Below are 18896 nucleotides of genomic sequence, written 5' to 3'. Positions count from 1 at the left end.
TTTCCTAAAGAAAAAGACGCTACCTTGGCAGCGCCTTTGCTCATTTTATTAATGTCCACCGTGCCCTTGACCACTTTCTTGCACAATCTCTAACCTCTCATCCAATATACCTTGTGTCTCAAATGAAATATCACTCGTACTTCCTAATAAGAAGCCGTGGTTATACGGTCCAAGTGTCGGGTCATCTTTAAACTTCGGTTGAATACTAGCAAGGAAGTCATACACTGGTTGTGAAGCTTTACCTTCTTCTAACAATACAACAGGTGCGTGTTTACCCATATGTGAAAAAGGTGCTCCCGCAACTGCTAAGTCTGGTGTTTTACTTGAAACAAATGACAAACCGTGCCCTGGTTTTGTGAACCCCCAGCCAAATTTCGTTTTTTCATCTTTAAATTTCGCAAACGCAATCGAATTTTCTGTTGGAGTCTCTCCGCTAATACGGGTCACTTTTCCATATTTATTTAACTCTTTTTCTACTGCTTTTGAAATGATTTTTTCTGGTCCTAACACATATATATTTGCCTTATCTTTTCTCATTTTTAATGCCTCTATCGTCGCTTCTGGCACCGTTTCTTTTTCTGTATATAAAAGCGGTTCTGGCATATGAGAAATCCAATTTACAGCTGGTGTTGTATATAAGCGTCCTTCTTCTTCCGATGAACCAATAATAACGCTATTTGGATAATCCCCTGTTATATCGGCATATTCTTTATCAACATCTTTAGCAAATGTAGCTGGATCCGTTTCTTTTATTTGCTTTACTTTATATTCTTTTAATTGCTCTAGGCTAGATGCCCCTACATCCCCCATCACCATAATTTGCGTTCCATCTTTTGTTCCGAGAGGATTTAATCGTTTTATTTCTTTTAACGTCATTTCGGGTACTTTTTCTTTTTCTATAAATAAAATCGGCCCGTTATTCGGATGATGAATAAGATCCGCACTTGCAATACCTAATTGCCACTCGTTCACTGGCACTAAAATAATAGCGCCTGGCTGATTCTCTTTATGCGTTGCTGGCCATATCGTTTGCGAAGTTAATATTGCCATTTGCAGAGGATCATTTGTATTTAATCTCGTTACATTTTTTAAACTTGTCGTTAATAAATCATTCGATGCACCTTGATTCATTTCTTTCGGCGCAGTTACCTCCTGATTCATTTTCATTTCCTTTTGCTCTGTTTTCTTCTCTTCTGTAGATTCATGGTTTTTATGATCTGTATTCGTTTGTCCGCATGCCGCAAGACCGACTGCTGCAATTATTGTTATCCCCAAAATTCGGGTCATCTTTTTCACTATATCGCCCCCATAATTGTTTTCGAATCAATCTTATTACCTAAAATGGAATTTCAACTTTACGATAACAAGCAATTCTGAAGAAATTATGCAGATGCATGATAATCTGCACCATTTCTTCATGATTTTGACTTACAATTTAAATAATAACTACAAATGCGGAGGTACTCTATGATTGATATACTACTCGTAGACGATGAACCGAGAATGCTTGAATTATTAACACTTTATCTTACTCCAATCGGATATAACTGCGTATGTGCAGTGTCCGGAGAAGAAGCTATTTCACATATAGAAAATCGAAATTTCAAATTTGTTTTACTCGATATTATGATGCCAAAGATGGATGGATGGGAAACGTGCAAAAGAATTCGATCATTTAGTAACGTTCCTATCATTATGGTAACTGCCCGTGATCAAAAGGTAGATGTCATCCAAGGGTTAAAACTTGGAGCAGATGATTACGTGACGAAACCTTTCCATGAAGAGGAGCTTTTCGCAAGAATTGAAGCTGTTTTAAGACGAACGAATCAACGTACGCAAATCCAATATCACGGCATTTTATGGGATGAGGCCAAGCATTTCGTTTCTGTCTATAATGAAGAACTTCTTCTCACTCCAATCGAATTCTCTTTACTCGGATTATTTTTACGTCATGTGAACTACGTATTAAGCCGTGATCAGCTTATTGAACGAATTTGGGGGTTAAATACAAATACAGAAGATAGAACAGTCGATTCACATATTCGTAATTTACGTGACAAATTACGAAAAGTAAATTTCCCCATTGATCACCATTTAAAAACTGTTTACGGAGTAGGATATCGATGGATTGATATTGAAAACTAAGGAGCAAAACGATGAAGCGAATTTCTCTTCAACTCGGATTTTATTTTCTGATTGTTACACTTTTAATCGAAAGTGTTCTATTTGTCTTGCTCTATTATAGCCTTGTAAACAATAGAGTAAATGAAGAAATGACAGCTTTATTAAAGCGCGGAAATAGTCACCGAGATGTCCTTGAAAAGTATTTTGATAGACAAACAATCTCCCATGTTGCTTTAATGGAATCCGAAGCTGAAACAACTGTTATTATTACAAATGCAAATAAGGAAGTGCTAGCAAAATCCAATGAAATAAATACTACTATAAAAAAACATATTGAAAGCATGCAAACACGAACAGGTCATGATGGAGCAATTATAGAGAATCATTGGAAAACATCTAATTATATATGTACAGTTAGTCCAATTGTAGTGGCAGGAAAAACGGAAGGCTATGTATATATGTTTCTCGGGACGGAATCAATCGAAGAAATGGTTAACGGGCTAACAAGACAATTCATTATCGCCGGAGTCATTACTTTCCTATTAACAGCTATCACCATTTTTCTATTGTCACGTTTATTAACAAAACCATTGTTACACATGAAACAAGCGACTGAAAAAATGAGTAAGGGGGATTTATCAGTTTCATTAACGACTACTCGAAATGACGAAATTGGTGAACTAGCAGACTCCATCCAAACTCTCGCAAATGATTTACATTATATGAAAACTGAAAGAAGTGAATTTCTAGCAAGTGTTGCTCATGAATTAAGAACACCTTTAACGTACGTAAGAGGTTATGCTGACATTGCATTAAAAGAAAGTACACCTCCTGAGCAGCGTTTACGATACTTATCCATTATAAAAGACGAATCTGATTATATTACAAACTTAGTTCAAGATTTATTTTCACTTGCTCAAATGGAAAAACATAACTTTTTCATTCACGTACAGGAAGTGCATTTACACCCCTTCCTTACTCGCATGACCGAAAAGGTAAACGCAATGTATAAGGAAAGACACGTTACAGTTTCTTTCACTTGTCCTCCTTCACTGTTAGTAAACTTGGATGAACAGCGATTCGAACAAGTTGTAGTGAACATTTTAAATAACGCTTATAGGCATTCAAAAGAACATTCTCATATCAATATTTCTGTTACAGAAGAAGATAAACATATTTCCATCAAAATTGAGGATGAGGGAGAAGGTATTCCCCCAGAAGACCTCCCTCACATTTTCGACCGCTTTTATCGTGTTGATAAAGCTAGATCACGAGCTACAGGCGGAACCGGTTTAGGGCTATCTATCGTAAAGGAAATTGTGGAGCTACATGGCGGAAATATTACTGTCACAAGTGAAGTTGATCACGGGTCTTGTTTTACCATTTCATTACCATCTATAAAGAAACACGACTATCATCAATAGTCGTGTTTCTTTATCATTTTACTTTATAATATAAATTTACAAATTGCCCAAAACGTTTCGTATCCGTTAAAGTTAAATTAATTTCCGGGTTCTTTTCTTTAAATAGCGGAATACCAGAACCTAATATGTGAGGTGTAATCGTAACAACGTATTCATCAATTAAATTATTCTTAAAGAACTCTCTCAGTAGACTCCCTCCGCCGACCATCCATATTTTAGATCCTTCCTGCGATTTCAACCTTTTTGTAAACTCCACTACATCTTCATTTACAAACTCCACGTTTCCGTTTGAACCTTTTTCTGAACGAGAAAAAACATAACATGCTTTATCTAAGTAAGGGAATGTTTCCGTATGCTCTACTACATAATCGTACGTTCTTTTTCCCATAATTATTGTATCAATCGTTTCATACATTTCTGTGTAACCGTTATCTCCCTCTCCTTCGGTTTCCATTAACCACTCTAAATCATCATTCTCTTTCGCAATATATCCATCCAAACTAGCGGCTATAAATAAAACAACTTCACGTGACATCTCTTTTCCTCCTTGCAACGTATATTGATAAAATTACCTTATACACACTATACTAACCTTAAAACATGACAATTCATGTCATGTTAAAAAAGAAACGAGTGAGATAGTTGTCAAAAGCAAAACGTTTACTAGACATTCTTATATTTGCTTCTGCGAAAAGAGCATTTACAGCTCAAGAAATAGCTGATGAATTTAATATTTCTGTTCGTACTGTTCATAGATATATTTTAGATTTAAGTGATATGGGATTACCCATTTACGCAGAACAAGGTCGTAACGGAGGATATAAAGTATTAACGAATAAAGTCATTCCGCCTATTTTATTCACCGAAGAAGAAGCAGTCTCCATCTTTTTTGCTTTTCAATCTTTAAGTTACTATCGAGACTTACCTTTTAATACAGAAATCAATTCCGTTACGCATAAACTGTATAGCTCTCTACAATATGATGCGAAAGCGAAAGTTGATAAAATACGCTCTTATATTGCTTTTTGGAATCCAAAGAGAACAATTGATACACCTCTTTTAAACGAAGTGCTAACCGCGGCTATTGAAAATAAAGATTTACACTTTCAATACGAATCTAAGTCGGGAATAAAAACAAAACATGTTCATCCTATCGGTGTATATGCTCATGATGGGCTATGGTACTTACCATCCTATGACTTCAGCAGAAAAAAAGTATTACTGTATCGCATTGATCGTATTCTTTCTATATTATCAACAGAAGAAAATGAGGATACGTTCATGAATTTAGAAGAGTGGTTTGCCTCTAGCTCTAACATAGTACACACCCCTACGCAGTTACATGTTTTATTAACGACAGAAGGCGTGCGCCAATGTAAAAGCGTTCCTTATCTTGAAGAATTCGTGGTAATAAACGAAGACGGGACAGGATATATACATTCAACAATTGATAAAGGTGAAATTAACTTTATTACCCCTTTATTTTATAGACTTGGAAAAGATGCACACGTTTTAGAACCGAAAGAATTGATAGATGGTTTACGTATACGTGCGAAAGAAATTTTAAGTATGTATGGTGACTAAAAAGGCATAAGAGAATTCCTCTGCCAAAAACAAAAAAACGTGAGCGCCCTATTCTCACGTTTTTCTGTTTCACTTTACTAATTCAATTGTTTCTGTAACTTTTATACTATCTTTTACAGATTGAACGATCGTACAGTTTTTCACCGCAAGTTGCAACGCCTTGTCTAATTGCTCTTCTGTAATGTTTTGCGCTTTAATTTTATAGTGCAAATGAACACTTTCAACTGGTTTTGATAAAGCTTCACTTCTCCCAATTTCAGTCTCAATTGTAAACGTATCGTATGTAATACGTTTCTTTTCTAAAATTGTTCGGAAAACAATTGCACTACATCCTGCGATAGAAGAAATGAGTAATTGTAACGGTGAATACCCGTTTTCTTTTCCAATCGCTAATTGACCATACGATAAATCTGCTTCCATATCATCGTGTTTGATTGTTAGTTTCATTTGTTTTTTCCATCTCCACTTTCATCGGTTTCTTCCGTTTCTTACTCATATAATAATATATGTAGCAGAAAATGATAAATGGAATACCACAATATAACGCCATTCTTTGTTCTGGAATAAACGCTAAACTAATAACAACGATGCTATTTGTAATTAAAGCTAAAATTGGAACAAGCGGGTATAGTGGTGTTCTATACTTTAAGTCCTCTAATTTTCCTCCGCCTTTTAAATACTGACTTCTAAAGCGAAGTTGCGATAAAGCAATAATGATCCAACTTGAAACAGCAGATAAACCAGCTATAGATAATAAGTACATATATACTGTATCTTCTGCAAGGAAGCTTGTTAATAACGATAATGCCGCAACAGCAATCGTTACGACTAGCGCTGTAATTGGAATACCACGCTTATTTACCTTCTTGAAAGAAGTTGGTGCCATTCCTTCATTTGCAAGTGACCATAGTATACGCGTTGCTGCATATAACCCTGAGTTCGCTACAGATAATAAAGCAGTAATAATAACGAAGTTCATAATATCAGCTGCATATGGAATACCGATTTTATCAAATACAACTACGAATGGACTTTCAATTACCCCTGCTTCTTTCCAAGAAATTAACCCTACTAAAATTGTCATTGTTAAAATGAAGAATAACATAATGCGCCATACTGTATTACGAATTGCGCGTGGAATTGTTTTTTCAGGCTCCTTACTCTCTCCTGCTGCAATCCCGATTAACTCTGTTCCTTGGAAGGAAAAGTTAACTGTAATCATCGTAAGAAGCACTGCAGCTAGTCCATTCGGGAATAGCCCACCATCACTTACAAAGTTAGAGAAAAGAGGAGCTGCTTCTTTTCCGTCGTATGGTAAAAATCCTAGTAATGCACTACCACCAAGTAGAATGAATGCAATAATTGTAACTACTTTAATACTAGAGAACCAAAACTCTAATTCAGCATAACTCTTCGCTGATATTGCATTTGAAGCATATAAAATAACACCGAATACGAGACACCATACCCAAACATCAACATTCGGAAACCATCTTTTCATCATTAAACCGATCGATGTTAATTCTAATCCTACTGTTACTGCCCATCCAATCCAGTATAGCCAACCGATCATAAATCCAGTTCCTGGTCCAATAAACTTCGTCGCATACTTTTGGAAAGATCCTGAAACTGGCATTGCTACCGTTAACTCTCCAAGACAAAGCATTGTTAAATACATAATAAATCCGCCCACTAAATATGAAAGGATGGCTCCCCCTGGTCCAGCCTGATTAATGGTGTAACCTGAACCTAGAAAAAAACCAGTTCCGATTACACCACCTAGTGCGATCATAAATAAATGTCTACTCTTCATCGTACGATGTAATTGCTCATTCGTTGTTTGCTGCATCTTAATCCTCCCCTACAAGTACCCCTATATCTTGTTAAAATTTTCTGATAATAAAAATATACACGAAAGCGGTTACAATTTCTATATAAAATTAAAACTTTTCTGATAAAATAATATAAAAATCCAATTATTAAGAGGTTTCGATGCTAATTTGAGGTAAAAAAGGATTTAAAAGGAAAAACTCTTACATTTATTGTAAGAGTTACCGTATTTCTAATCTTCTAGATAAAATTGATAAACCGTAGTTTACAACGAAATACATACAAGCTACTAGTATAAATGTCGGAATCATATAATTTACATTCTGCCCGCTAATAATTTGAGCATTATGCATAAGCTCTGGCAGTGATATACCAACTGCTAATGATGTATCTTTCAGCAATGAAATAAACTGACTGACAAGCGGCGGGACCATTCTTCTTAATGCTTGTGGTAAAATGATATGCCACAGTGCTTGAACATACGTTAATCCTGAAGATCTTGCGGCCTCAATCTGTCCTTTTTCAATCGATAATAGACCACTTCGAACAATTTCAGATATCATTGCTGCTTCAAATATTGTTAAAGCAACAATTACAGCTGTTATAATCTCTAATTTCAAGCCTACTTCTGGAAGCGCAAAATATGTGAAAAATATAATTAAAAGTAGTGGTAAGTTTCGAATCACTTCAACGATAATTCCTAATACTTGTGAGACGACAGGGATTTTCATGTAGCGCAATATCCCTATTATACTACCAATAATAAAGCTGAGTACAATTGCTACGAGCGCTACCTCTAACGTTATAAGTAAGCCTTTTAATAAAAACAGAATATGATCTCCTGTAATTGCTCCCTTAAAATCCATTTACACCGCCTCCTTTGCTAAGCGTTTTTCTAAATAACGCACTAGCATACTGAGCGGAATTGTTAATATTAAATAAAACATCCCGACAAATATATAAACGTCGAACGTAACAAATGTCTTCGTTGAAATTAAATCTCCTTGATACATCAAATCGGTACCAGCGATAATTCCGAGTATGGAAGAGTTTTTTACTAAATTGAGAAATTGATTTCCTAGAGGAGGGATTACGATTTTCATTGCTTGAGGTAAAACGACATGATACATCGCTTGCGTATAAGTTAATCCTGAAGAACGAGCTGCTTCCATTTGGCCTTTCGCGACTGATAAAATACCAGCACGAATTACTTCTGCAATAAAAGCCGCAGTATAAACTGTAAGCGCAACTGTCCCTGCTACAAAACCGTTGAAAGTAATTCCTATTACAGGTAAAGCGAAATAAAATATAAATGCAATTAATACGAGTGGAATATTTCTTACAAACTCTACAAAAGCCGTTCCCAACCAATTTAAAATACGAATAGGTGCAATGCGCATTACAGCCAAAATTACTCCCAAAATAAAGCTACCTATTAACGCAATTACACTAGACATAACTGTATACTTAAAGCCCTCTAAATACATATCAATGTTATTCGTCAATATAGAAAAATCAGGCACATATTCTCCCCTCTTTCTTTACAAGAAGAGGATGAGCATCCCTCATCCTCTTACTATTTATCAATGAGAATAAAGCTCCATTAATGAAACTATCACTTTACTTCTCTTGTTTTTGCCCAATCCATTTCTCATACAACTTGTCGTACTCCCCGTTCGCCTTCATATCTTTTAGCAAGCTATTAATCTCTTTCGTTAAATCATCTGCACCTTTTTGCACTGCAATTCCGTACGGCTCATCCGTGAAAATTTTCCCTACAACTTCATAATTCGAATCTTGTTTTGCCATGCCGTAAAGAATTGCATTATCTGTCGTTAATACATCGCCTTTCCCTGCTTTTAACGCTGTAAATGCCTCACTGTAATTTTCAAATTCTAATACAGTCGATTCTGGTGATTTTTGACGAATATTATTTGTAGACGTTGAACCTTTTACCGCTAACACTTTCACACCCTTTTTCACATCATCAATACTTTTAATATCGCTTCCTTTTTTCACAAGTAACGATTGCCCTGCTTTAAAATATACATCTGAAAAATCTACTTCTTTTTTACGTTCTTCCGTAATTGTCATTGTCGCGATAATTGCATCAATATCACCATTTTTCAGTAGTGGAATACGCGTTTTAGACGTTACTTCTTTTAATTCTAATTTCTTTTCATCTCCAAGAATTTTTTTCGCAAGCGCCTTTGCGATATCAACATCAAACCCTTCTACCTGTCCTGTCGAAGGATTTTTCAAGCCAAATAAGTTCGTATCATTCTTCACTCCAACTACTAGTTTCCCGCGCTTTTTAATTTGCTCAACAGCCCCGCCTTGTTTCGTATTCGTTTCTTTCGTCTCATCTTTTTTACTTCCGCATCCAGCAACGACAAGTACGAATAAACATGAAAATACGATTAACGTAAACAATTTTTTCATTTTAAGCATAAAACTCCCCCTTTAATGATTTAACACTCTTCTTAAAAATAGACGAGCTCTTTCTTGTTCAGGACTTGCAAAAAATTGCGCCGGTATTGTATCTTCAATAATTTGACCATCATCCATAAACAAAATCCGATCTGCTACTTCTCGCGCGAATCCCATTTCATGCGTGACAACGACCATCGTCATCCCTTCTTTAGCTAGCGTCTTCATAACATCAAGTACTTCCCCGATCATCTCTGGATCAAGAGCAGACGTAGGCTCATCAAATAGCATAATTTCCGGCTGCATTGCGAGCCCCCTAGCAATTGCTACCCTTTGCTGTTGTCCTCCGGATAATTGATGCGGGTATACGCTAGCCTTCTCCGGAATTCCTACTTTCTCTAAATAAAACATCGCTGTTTGCTCAGCTTCCTCTTTTGAAACTTTATTTACTTTAATCGGTGCTAGTGTAATATTTTGAAGAACCGTTTTATGTGGATATAAATAAAAATGTTGAAAGACCATTCCAATATTTCGGCGTAATTCATTCATATCTGTTTTTGCATTGTGTACTTCCTTATCTTGTACAATTAACGCTCCATCTGTAATTGTCTCTAACTGATTTATACACCGTAGCAACGTACTTTTTCCTGATCCGGACGGCCCAACAACTACTACCACTTCACCTTTTTTCACTTGTACATTAATATCTTTTAAAACTTGAAAGGTACCATAATATTTATTTACATTACGAAACTCTATCAACATACTCCCCCCTTCCCTTAACAAAGCATGTACATTCTTTTTATATTCAAAAATAGGCAAAAAAATAACTGCCTGCCTCATTTTGCCCATAAAAAAAAGCAAAGGGATTTCCCTTTGCTCCTTCATTTCTATTCTCTTAAGATACTTCTTCTTTCTTGTCTTTCCCGTATTCATGCTCCCAGAAATCAGCATTTTTAATTCCTAATTTCTGCGGATCGAATACTGGATCTTTTCCTTCTTTTTTCTGCTTTTCATAATCCTTTAATGCAATCAATGCCGGCTTTTGTAATAATAGAATCGCAATAATGTTAACCCATGCCATAATTCCTACACCAATATCTCCTAAAGCCCACGCTGTTGCTGCTGTTTTTACACAACCGTAGAATACAACTCCTAAGAATACAAACTTTAGTACGATAGACATCCAAGGGCGGTCTTTATCACGATTTAAGTAAGCGATATTCGTTTCTGCAATGTAGTAATAAGCCATAATTGTTGTAAATGCGAAGAATAGTAGAGAGATTGCCACGAAACCGTTTCCAAATCCAGGGAAAACAGATTCTACCGCAGCCTGTGTATAACCAGGACCTGGTTGTGCACCATTTAATTTATTGACGATAAAGTTTTTTCCGCTTGCATCAAATACGTTATACATGCCTGTAATAATCATCATAAATGCTGTTGCTGAACAAACAAATAATGTATCAATGTAAACGGAAAATGCTTGTACTAACCCTTGTTTAGCTGGATGCGATACTTCAGCTGCTGCTGCTGCATGGGCCCCAGTTCCTTGCCCTGCTTCGTTTGAATAAATACCACGTTTTACACCCCAAGAAATTGCTAAACCAATAATCCCGCCAAAAGCCGCTTCTAATGCAAATGCACTTTTTAAAATTAACATGAAAGCGTCTGGTAATTTTTCAATATTCATAGCTACAATTACACAGGCTACTAAAATATAGCCAAGCGCCATAAACGGTACTACAACTTGCGCTACGTTAACAATTCGCTTAACTCCACCAAATATAATAAGTGCTAATGCCGCTACTAATACCGCTCCTGATACGGAAGTATTAATACCAAAAGCTGTTTCTAGACTTACAGCAATACTATTCGCCTGAACACCCGGTAACAGCATCCCCGTCGCAAGAATTGTCGCTGCAACGAATACTAAAGCATACCATTTAACACCTAGTCCTTTTTCAATGTAATAAGCAGGACCACCGCGGAATTGCCCTTGATGCTTCGTCTTATATATTTGTGCAAGCGTCGATTCTACATATGCAGAACCAGCTCCTAGAAAGGCTACCGCCCACATCCAAAATACAGCCCCTGGACCACCAAAGGCAACAGCCGTTGCAACACCGGCAATATTTCCTGTTCCAACGCGCCCTGATAACGAAAGTGCTAACGCCTGGAACGAAGAAACACCCGCATCAGACTTTTCTCCCTTAAATGTAAGCTTCACCATTTCTCCTACATGTCTTACTTGTAAAAACCTTGTTCGAATGGAAAAATATAGACCTACTCCTAAACATAAATAGACAAGTGCTGGACTCCAAACAATATTATTTATCCAACTTACGATAGCTTCCAACTTTCCCCCTCCTCCTTTATAAAGAATATTCAGAATATATATAAAATTATAAGTGCATACCGAATCTATAACAATATTATTTTAATAAAACAAACATATTTTTGTATAAAAAAACAAAGTATACATTTATTTTGTATACTTTGTTTCGATATGAATGTATTATATATTCACAATTGCTTCCTTCTTTATAATTCTTTCATAGAGTTGTTCCGCTAATTCTCGGAAATGATCTGGCATATCTTTCCCTTTAAACTTCTTTTGAAGCGTACCGTATAAACCAATATCACGTAGACGTAAAAATAACGGTAACGATTCATACCAACTATCCGCCAGTCTATGCTCATATTCATAACCTTTTCGTAACACTTGTAACTGTTTACAAGCAAATTTTGTCTTCTCTTCCGCAGTCCACGGTGTAAATAGAACAGAGTAATAGAGAACCATTGCTAAATCATGTATAAAGTAATTATAAGCTGCATCATCAAAATCAAAGATTGTTAGCTCTTTGCCATCATAATGAAAGTTACCTGGATGAATATCACCATGCATAAGACCGAATGTTTCTCTTTTAACCGGAAGAGCCTTTATTTCCTCCATTAATGCAGTGGCAATCGCTTTCACCTTCTCATCTTCTAATCCATTAACAATGCTACTTTCATCCTCTTCCCACGTATCACGGTAGTCTGTTTTAGGATAATCCATTGTAAGGCGGTGCAGCTGTCCAATTGATTTTCCCCACGCTTCAAAGTAAGCATCTCCCCAATAAGGCGATTCTTCTCCTTTTACTTGCTCACCTTGTGCATATGTAAATAAAGACGCAAAAAAGCAAGTGCCATCTTCCGCTCCAATTTCTTCTACAAGGTTTTGAGATATTGAATTACGAGGTCCCGCCACTTTTGCCCCATGCTCCGCAACATACCGTAAAAAATCTAGTTCGGCCTCTACCTCTTTTTTAGAACGATGAGAAGAATGGGTTAAGCGTAATACGTAATCCTCATTATTTTTACCCTTCGCCTTAAAAATATAATTTTCAAAATCACCAAGTGGCTTTTCTTCCACCGTTACATGATATGCCTTTGCTGCTCTTGCTAAAATCTCTTTTGTAAAAACTCGTTCTACAGCTATTTCCATATGTATCCCTCCTATATCTCTTCTTAATTCGACATAAATGTGAGAAGTACTGCTATGAAGTTAAATAGTGCATGGGCAATCATAGCCGATAAAATAGAATTTGTTTTCTCATATAACCACGCAAATGCTACTCCGCTTAAAAAATTCACCGGTAATGTGTTATATGTTGGAATATGAACAACGGTAAATATTATGGAACTTATAAGTACGCCGCCCCATATGCCATATCTATCACGAAAAAACGTATAAAAAACACCTCGATATAAAATCTCTTCGTAGATTGGAGATATAACCGCCGCTCCAATTACCGCGATACAAAATGCGTAGATTGATTTATTATTTTGGACCGTCTCTGTTTTACTATTTTCAAAGGAAATACCCATTTTCTCCATTATCATTAATACAGCAGCACTAACTATAATTAAGAAAATAACCACTACAACTGTCCATAAGAAATCCTTCCATGAAAGCTTCCGAATTCCAATATCTTTCCACGACAGGTTATATCTTTTTATGCAAAAAAGATAAACTAAAAATGTAAATATCACTGCCATTATAAGTCCCATTAATACTCCAGCATATAATGAGTTCCCTATTATTTTTAAAGCATAATCATAAAAAAGAGATTCAACCATTACTGGTACAATCAGAAATACGAAAACAAATAAATATAAAATTTCTTTCCATCCCCACATACATTTTAAAGTCATCTATACCATCCCCTATATCCTATTTTTTTTAGTATAAAAGATGACGTAACGTAACTTTCAAGCTACTTTTTTCAAATAATTCAAGCGTAATTTTCTCACAAAATAAAAAAAGGTTGATTCACTCAATCAACCTTTACACTATTAAAAATTCTATTCCTCAATTCTTCATCAATTCATTCTCATTTATAACATTTATCTTTATTTCTCTTCACCTTTTGTCTGCATTGAGTTGAAGGTCCAATTTAACTTCAATGAATCTCCTTGAAATACATTTTGCTCTTCATCGTTATCTACAAATGTGAACATTACGTAGAAAGTATCATCATCACCAGGAGCAAGTCCATTTCCTTCTCGGTCTACAACACCTTTTTGCACAAGATCAGGAATACTTCCATTTTGCGTAGCTACCTTTAATTCTGACAATGTAGTAGACCATATTGGAACCTCATTTTTATCCAAATTCCACAAGAAATCAACACGGATATGATCACCAAAATCAGCATTTCCATTATCTCCTTTAGCGTCGATTACACTGTAATCTGTAAGAAGTTTCACATCTCCTATTGCTAAGGTTCCTTTGTTAACTAATTGAAAACCGCGCTCCATTTCATCACCTGGTTTAATATTGTCGACATTAATAACAACTTCAGGATTAACACTCAAATCTAAAGTACCCGCTGCAAACGTGTTTTGTGATACTTCCTTATCACTAAAATACGCATATGTTCCCCCGCTAATTAAAGATAAGCCAAGCGCTGCAGTTACAACACCCATACCAAGTTTTTTCTTAATACTCATTTCACAAGTCCCCCCTATTTTTAGAGCTCAAACTACAAAGCTTATTCCCATTCCACAAACAATAATAATTGAGTGAATAATTTACCTCATAACGAAACCTAATCAACGTTAAACTATTTACTTCATGTATCCAAATAACTATCACTTTAAGAGTAACCGGTAATGTTACAGTGAATCATTACCGGTCCATTGTTAGTAAATCCTATTTAATTCTATAAGCATTGTTTTATCGCTTAATTTACTCTAGAATTGTGCCCACTTATTTTTTTGGTTCTAATCCAATGGAACGCAAGATTTTATCTAACGTCACTGGACCCACATTTTCTTTTGGTTTTTGATTCTCTTTAGCATCTGAACCCTTTTTCAAGAAGTTCTTCTCAATAAAACGAATATCAGTTTCGTTCACAACACCGTCTTGATTCACGTCACCATCTTTAACAGCCACTTTTCCTTTTTCATATGACAGAGCTGCTATTCTAGCATCTTGAATATCTACCATTTTATCGCCGTTTACATCACCTGCAAGGTTGTCATCCATATCGGCTCTAAAGTTTTGTCCCACTAATTCTCCATCTTGCATTTTCCCTATTTTTGTAGTTAATTTACTATTTAAATGACCCGGCATTTCTACGAAAATATCATATTCTTTATCGCTTACAGGAACACTATGAATTTCAAATTGCCCATTATCATTAATCGTTCCTGTATATTTCTTTCCATCCTTGCCAACTGCGTACACTTTTGCTCCTAGTTTTGTGTAATCATTCTTACCTAAATACCCCTCTTCATTCAAGAAAGCTTCCGGACCAATATATCCTGTAACCGTTGAATGTTTCGAAACAATAGCAAAAGATTTATCTTTAAACACAGGAATCTCAATGCCTTCTGATGCACCAGCTTTTGTATAAGAAAACTTATCTGCTCCAAATGCAGTTAAATCATTAAAATACTCATCGCTCGTCATTTCAAATGTAACATCTAAAAATGGTGTATCTCCATCTAAACCTTTAAATTCTTTTCCTTCCAATGATGCGCCAACTTTCACCTTGTTTTCCCAAGTTCCTTCTTCACTTATCTTCGGATCTTCTAATTTAAGGTTCAGTCCATGTTGTTTTACATATTCCGTAAGTGCTGGATTTGGTTTCACATCTATAAATTTAAATAGCTGCTTGTAATAGGGAATCTCAAATGTACCTGACATAAGTTGTTTCACGTTATTGAGATTCAAAGTTAAAGTAATTTTTTCACCTAATTTTATTTTATCTTTGTCATAACTTGGAACAGCGTATTCTGTCCCTTCTTTTACAAAGACGTAATCTTTATATCCAGTTGCCATATTCCCTGCAGTTGCGAGGTCATATCCAAATAATTTTAAATTTAACGGCTCATTTATTTCTTCTGGAAGTACTCCAAATTTAAAATCACCATTGGCCTGAATTGTATTCAGCCAACCTGATGGAAAGGCTGAGTTTTGATAATATACAATTTGATTAGCTTTTTGATCATACTGCAAGCCTTTTGCTTTTAATGTATCCACTGTAGAATCATAAATATTACCATGTACCCATAATGCTCGCTGACCGTCTTCTTCTTTAAACATGGAATCATTAACTTCGTGTATACCAGGTTGTACATCCTTAAATTTCATTTCAGGTATTACATTATCAATGATAATGCTATCGCCTTTTGTATAAGATTTTCCTTCTTTGTCATATCCAACGAAGTTCAATTCGTAATCTCCATCAGGCAACATAACAGGTTTATCCCCAATTGGATGAGCTGGATCTCCCGTGAATGGAAGTACATACCCTCCCATACCAGAAAACATCATATATTCAACATTCGGTGTTAGACTACTTGCATTAAGTGTACCAACAACTCCTAATGCCTTCCCTGTCTTTCGATCCTTCACAACTGCATCAATGGTTTCAAGAGGACTATTTAATTTAAATGCCAACGGCGAACTTGGTCTTTCCATAAATGGATGGAATTTAGATGCATCTGTTGCCATTGCGTCTCTCAGTAAATCTACAGAAGCAATTCCTTTTTCTGTGAATTTAACTGCAAATGGCACTTGATATACTTCTTTTTCATTGTTTTTATTTGAAATATGAATATATCCCTCATATCTACCGAATTCAGCGTTTTCTGGAATGATAATTTCAGGGCTAATTTCCTCTGATGTACCAGGAGCCACTTTAATAGAATCTTGCACGTTTAGCTTCACACCATTCTTCACTGCATCTTGCACACCTACACTTGTAGGTGAAAACTCTACCTCTAATTTAAACTCTTTCCCATCTGTTTTACTGCTATTCTTAATTAAGACTTTTCGACTATCTTTAATAGGCCCATTTTCAAGTTGATTTTTATACCCAAATGCAATAGAACCTGTTTTTTCTTCAATTTCTACTTCTTCATCATCTACAACGTTTAATGTTTTATCGATAACCTCGATAGCTGTATCTGCATGAACCGCACGATACGCATCAATTCGGCCTGATCCTACTTCAAATACAGAACGCTCTTCTTTTAAGTCAACTGCGGTATTCATAAGTGCTTCTTTTACTTCAAATGGACTATAGTTTGGATGTTCTTGTAAAATGAGTGCCGCTACCCCCGTAGTATGAGGAGTTGCCATAGATGTACCTGACATACGTCCATACGCTACCGGATAATTTTCTCCATCCTTTGGATCATTAATATATTCAGGAACAGTTGAGAAAATAGACACACCTGGTGCTACAATATCTGGCTTAATATCATCTGTTTTAGTTGCAGGACCACGGGAGCTGAAATCAGCTAAGTGATCTCCCTCTGTTTTTGTGTTACTAAGTTCTCCAAACGCTAAAGACACATCTCCTTGTACAGCTTTTGCTTGCAATTTCTCACCATCTACTTTTGTTAAACGGAACGATGGAATAGATGAAGTACTTTCCCCAAGATAACTTGTAATTTCACCATCTACATTGTTGTATACAATTACCGCCTTTGCGCCTGCTTCCTTAGCATTTTTAATTTTTTCATCAAATGTAATCTCACCGCGTTGGATAAGAGCTAACTTCCCTTTAACATCTTTCCCTGTAAAATCACCTGATTTCCCAAGTCCTGCATATACAATGGGTATGGATTGTCCTTTTAAGTCTTCAATTTTATCAGTAAAACTTTTACCTAGTAGCATCATCTTATCCACTTGTAAATCACCTGCACTAGCTGAAAACGTTGGAATGTTCATCGCAGCATCGCTTGCTCCAACTGTAATTGGAAGCGCTGCTGCACTAGGTGATCCAAGAGTCCCTTCTTCTGGACCTGTGTTCCCTGCCGCTACTACTGTAACAACACCAGCTAACATGGCATTGTTCACTGCCACAGAAGTTGGATATAAAGGATCATTAATAGACGCACCTAATGATAAATTGATAACATCCATATCGTCTTTCACTGCTTTATCAATCGCAGCAAGAATACCGCTTGTTTGTCCACTTCCATATGGACCTAATACACGATATGAATATAAATCTACATCTGGAGCGACTCCCTTAACTGCATAATCCACACTATTCTGTTTGTCTGCAGCAATTGTCCCAGCTACATGAGTACCATGGGATGTATAATATGCACTTCCATTATAAATCTCAGGATATCCTCCAGAATTTTGCCAATCCTTATACGTTGTCTCCATTGGATCAGCATCATTATTAACAAAGTCCCATCCTTTTATTGAGTTCGGATCTATTTTGCTTGGATCCTCACCTTGCTTTGCACGATATCCTTTATATGCATCTTTCAAATCCGGGTGGTTGTAATCAATACCTGTGTCCAGTACACCTACCTTAATTCCTTTACCTGTTATTTTTTCATCATGCAGCTTGTCCACACCAATTTGCGGTACACTATCTGCCATTTTGGGTTCGGCAGCAGTCTTAGCTGTTTCTTTCGGCAAATCAATTTTGACCTCACTATCTTCCCATACGCGCTTAACAATACCAGTGCGAACTAAGTCTTCAATCATATTCGCAGGTAACGAAATCGCTACACCATTAAAAGCATTCTTATATTCTCTTGTTATTTTGGCAGATTTAAAATTCGTCCCTTTATCTTTATTCTTTTGAAGCTGCTCAAACTCTGATTTAAATTCTTTATGAGATGCTTCTACCTTTTGTTCCGCAGTTGAAAGGGCTATTTTTTTCCCCTTAGCTGCTTGTTTTAACATCTCGATTTTGCTAGGTGCTTGCTTAAACTCTACAATCACATTCACATTATCAGGACTTGCTGTATTGATGCCTGGTGAAATAACAAAACCTGGTTTTGTATCTAACGTTTTTAAGGCATTACGTTGTTCCTTTGTAAGACCTTTCAATATAGCATTTGCATCATCAATCCCAGTTAAAGTAGTTGTATTTACCTCTTCGGCCAATACGTTATATGGAATTCCTTGAGACATTAACATACCAACAGTTAGCGTTCCGATAAGTATTTTTCCGAATTTCCCCTTCTTCATAGCGC

Annotated in this window: 16 protein-coding genes; 3 read left to right on the top strand and 13 right to left on the bottom strand. The window is 36.1% G+C overall.

Annotated features, from left to right (window positions below; genetic code table 11):
• Positions 1-48: 48 nt before the first annotated feature.
• The gene (locus BAU23_RS27900; protein ID WP_000738889.1) at positions 49-1296 is read right to left on the bottom strand and encodes a cell wall-binding repeat-containing protein; all 1248 of its coding nucleotides are present in this window, start codon (positions 1294-1296) and stop codon (positions 49-51) included.
• 171 nt (positions 1297-1467) lie between these two features.
• Between BAU23_RS27900 and BAU23_RS27895 the strand changes: the two genes are divergently transcribed.
• Positions 1468-2145 (top strand): response regulator transcription factor, encoded by a 678-nt coding sequence (locus BAU23_RS27895; protein WP_000565488.1) that lies wholly within the window; start codon positions 1468-1470, stop codon positions 2143-2145.
• 11 nt (positions 2146-2156) lie between these two features.
• The gene (locus tag BAU23_RS27890) at positions 2157-3548 is read left to right on the top strand and encodes a sensor histidine kinase (protein ID WP_071735654.1); all 1392 of its coding nucleotides are present in this window, start codon (positions 2157-2159) and stop codon (positions 3546-3548) included.
• A gap of 13 nt (positions 3549-3561) precedes the next feature.
• On the opposite strand, the gene BAU23_RS27885 is transcribed toward BAU23_RS27890, so the two are convergent.
• Positions 3562-4083 (bottom strand): dihydrofolate reductase family protein, encoded by a 522-nt coding sequence (locus BAU23_RS27885; RefSeq protein ID WP_000085844.1) that lies wholly within the window; start codon positions 4081-4083, stop codon positions 3562-3564.
• 107 nt (positions 4084-4190) lie between these two features.
• On the opposite strand from BAU23_RS27885, the gene BAU23_RS27880 reads away from it, so the two are divergent.
• Positions 4191-5132, top strand: a complete 942-nt coding sequence (locus BAU23_RS27880; protein ID WP_071735652.1) for a helix-turn-helix transcriptional regulator — start codon at positions 4191-4193, stop codon at positions 5130-5132.
• A gap of 69 nt (positions 5133-5201) precedes the next feature.
• Here BAU23_RS27880 and BAU23_RS27875 read toward each other — a convergent pair whose 3' ends face one another.
• The 11 genes from BAU23_RS27875 to BAU23_RS27825 form a co-directional block, all read right to left on the bottom strand.
• On the bottom strand, positions 5202-5579 hold the full coding sequence (locus BAU23_RS27875) for an OsmC family protein (protein WP_000778856.1): 378 nt from the start codon (positions 5577-5579) through the stop codon (positions 5202-5204).
• The gene (locus BAU23_RS27870; RefSeq protein WP_001188003.1) at positions 5554-6981 is read right to left on the bottom strand and encodes an amino acid permease; all 1428 of its coding nucleotides are present in this window, start codon (positions 6979-6981) and stop codon (positions 5554-5556) included. The genes BAU23_RS27875 and BAU23_RS27870 overlap by 26 nt, the downstream gene beginning before the upstream one ends.
• Positions 6982-7183: 202 nt before the next feature.
• Entirely contained in the window at positions 7184-7828 is a 645-nt protein-coding gene (locus tag BAU23_RS27865; RefSeq protein WP_000345966.1) for an amino acid ABC transporter permease, read from the bottom strand.
• Positions 7829-8485, bottom strand: coding sequence for an amino acid ABC transporter permease (locus BAU23_RS27860; RefSeq protein WP_001112678.1), 657 nt, complete (start codon positions 8483-8485; stop codon positions 7829-7831).
• A 97-nt stretch (positions 8486-8582) separates the two neighbouring features.
• A complete protein-coding gene (gene glnH, locus BAU23_RS27855; protein ID WP_000916495.1) occupies positions 8583-9413 on the bottom strand; it encodes a glutamine ABC transporter substrate-binding protein GlnH in 831 nt (276 codons plus the stop codon).
• Positions 9414-9425: 12 nt separating this feature from the next.
• Positions 9426-10346, bottom strand: coding sequence for an amino acid ABC transporter ATP-binding protein (locus tag BAU23_RS27850; protein WP_033656517.1), 921 nt, complete (start codon positions 10344-10346; stop codon positions 9426-9428).
• On the bottom strand, positions 10291-11751 hold the full coding sequence (locus BAU23_RS27845; protein WP_000387488.1) for an alanine/glycine:cation symporter family protein: 1461 nt from the start codon (positions 11749-11751) through the stop codon (positions 10291-10293). Before BAU23_RS27845 ends, BAU23_RS27850 begins: the two co-directional genes overlap by 56 nt.
• 159 nt (positions 11752-11910) lie before the next feature.
• Positions 11911-12882 (bottom strand): phosphotransferase enzyme family protein, encoded by a 972-nt coding sequence (locus BAU23_RS27840; protein WP_000401626.1) that lies wholly within the window; start codon positions 12880-12882, stop codon positions 11911-11913.
• Between the two features lie 23 nt (positions 12883-12905).
• The gene (locus BAU23_RS27835) at positions 12906-13592 is read right to left on the bottom strand and encodes a CPBP family intramembrane glutamic endopeptidase (protein ID WP_071735650.1); all 687 of its coding nucleotides are present in this window, start codon (positions 13590-13592) and stop codon (positions 12906-12908) included.
• A 198-nt stretch (positions 13593-13790) separates the two neighbouring features.
• Complete coding sequence (locus tag BAU23_RS27830; RefSeq protein ID WP_000023369.1) at positions 13791-14390, bottom strand: TasA family protein; 600 nt, start codon at positions 14388-14390, stop codon at positions 13791-13793.
• Between the two features lie 259 nt (positions 14391-14649).
• A complete protein-coding gene (locus BAU23_RS27825) occupies positions 14650-18891 on the bottom strand; it encodes a S8 family serine peptidase (protein WP_071735648.1) in 4242 nt (1413 codons plus the stop codon).
• Positions 18892-18896 lie beyond the last annotated feature (5 nt).

It is taken from the genome of Bacillus nitratireducens, from assembly GCF_001884135.1.
GTDB lineage: Bacteria > Bacillota > Bacilli > Bacillales > Bacillaceae_G > Bacillus_A > Bacillus_A nitratireducens.
The sequence above is the reverse complement of the archived record's forward strand: the minus strand, read 5'-3'. Positions and strand labels throughout refer to the sequence as shown.